At 41.4% G+C, this 2,111-nt stretch carries 2 protein-coding genes; both read left to right on the top strand.

Annotated features, from left to right (window positions below; genetic code table 11):
- A partial coding sequence (gene murA, locus HN459_03790; protein MBT3478565.1) for a UDP-N-acetylglucosamine 1-carboxyvinyltransferase occupies positions 1-1,213 on the top strand: 1,213 nt, incomplete at its 5' end.
- Positions 1,214-1,280: 67 nt separating this feature from the next.
- The coding region (locus tag HN459_03785) for an NAD(P)-binding domain-containing protein (GenBank protein ID MBT3478564.1) at positions 1,281-2,111 on the top strand (831 nt) is incomplete at its 3' end.

The following is a 2,111-nucleotide window of genomic DNA, read 5'->3' as shown; positions in this document are numbered from 1 at the left end:
TGGTTCTGTTGAGATAAGTGGCGCAAAAAATGCTGTATTACCTTTAATGGCGGCAGCTCTTCTTGTTGATGGAAACACAACGATTCATCGTGTTCCTGGTTTGCGAGATACAAAAACCATGATCCGGTTATTAGAAATGATTGGTGCCAAGACCGATTTCCAAGATCAAAGTTTGACCATTAATGCGTCGAATATAACGTCGCTGGAAGCGCCTTATGATTTGGTCAAAACAATGCGTGCTTCCTTTTATGTGATGGGTCCGCTATTAGCGCGGTTTGGAGAAGCGCGTGTTTCTTTGCCTGGTGGTTGTGCATGGGGTCCACGTCCTGTTGATTACCATTTGAAGGGATTTGAGCGACTCGGTGCTGAAATTATTTTAGAAGAGGGATATATAATGGCTCGGGCCAAAAAGTTAAAAGGTGCCCGAATTCATTTTGAGATTCCTTCTGTTGGAGCCACTGGGAATCTCCTAATGGCAGCTGTTTTAGCAGAAGGAACCACACATATAACTAACGCGGCCATGGAACCCCATATTGTTCAACTTTGTGATGTATTAAATGAAATGGGCGGACATATTGAAGGTGTTGGCACAAGCCAATTGAGAATTGATGGTGTAGACTCATTGAACCCAGTGGAAGTGACAACCATTCCTGATATGATAGAAGCAGGTACTTTCCTAATGGCTGGCGCAACTTTAGGAGATATTACACTTAAGAATGTAGAGGCCGATCACTTGTCCATTGTATTGCAAAAATTGGAACAGGCCGGTTGTAAGATTAATGTGATTGGTGATTCCATATCGATTGAAAAATGTGATGAATTGACTGCAGTAGATATGACCACCGATGTTCATCCAGGTTTTCCCACAGATCTCCAAGCGCAGTGGATTGCATTAATGTCAATTGCAAATGGTTCTAGCGTAATTACAGATACCATTTACAAAGATCGATTTTCGCATATTCCTGAACTGGTTCGTCTTGGTGCTAATATTTCGCTTGAAAATAATGTGGCTGTCGTTCGTGGTGTGGAGCAATTGAAAGGTGCCCAAGTGATGTCTACTGATATTCGCGCCAGCGCTTCGCTGGTGATTGCCGCCCTTATGGCAAAAGGTAAAACAGATATTAGCAGGATATATCATATCGATCGAGGATATGAACGCATTGAAGAAAAATTCCATTCACTTGGGGCCGATATTTATCGGGAAAGTGAATAATGAAAATGTATAGATTCGATTTGAATAAATTACTTAACATCCACGCTTTTAGTGGAAAGGATTTGTTATGCGTATCGTTATAATCGGCGTTGGGGAAGTGGGGTTCCACGTCGCCAAAGCATTAAGTCAAGAAGATCATGATATCATTGTTATGGATCTCGATCCTTCAAAATGTAAAAGAGCCAGCGAAAACCTCGATGTAATTGTTGTGGAAGGGAATGGAGCCAGTCCTCGAAATTTATCCAAAGCAAACGTCCAAGATGCGGACTATGTTTTATGTCTTACACGGGTGGATGAAGTCAATTTAATCGCGTCTCAACAAGCACATGAATTGGGTGCAAAAAAGATTATAGCCCGGTTGAGAAACCAACAGTACACAACGCGGGACTCCATTATTAAGCCCGAAAAATTTGGGATTGATCTTGTAATTCACCCCGAAAAAGAAGCTTGTCGGGAAATCGTTCAGTTGGTGCGTCATTCTTATGCAACTCAGGTTATGGATTTTGAAGGCGGCCGTATGCAAATGATTGGTATCCGTCTTGAGGAGGATTGTCCAATCGTTGGAAAAACAGTACGTGAATTTTGTGAAGAAGAACATGATTTCAAATTTGGAATTGTGACTGTTTTGCGCGATGGTGAATCCCACGTTCCATGGTCAGATTTTGAATTTAAAGAATGTGACACAGCCTATTTCATTGTTAAGACTGAGCGTCTAGAATCTCTCATGGTTATTTTGGGCAAAGAAGCCACCAAAACCAATTCCATCGTCATTCTTGGCGGTAGCAAAATTGGCCGTAGTGTAGCAAAAGAATTAGAAAATGAAATGTCCGTTCGATTAATCGATAATAAAAGAGATAAGGCAGAATGGTTGGCGTCGACTTTAAAAGAATCAATGGTT

The organism is Candidatus Neomarinimicrobiota bacterium (assembly GCA_018647265.1).
Lineage (GTDB): Bacteria > Fidelibacterota > Marinisomatia > Marinisomatales > TCS55 > TCS55.
Note: the sequence above shows the minus strand (reverse complement) of the source record. Positions and strands in the feature narration are given on the sequence as shown.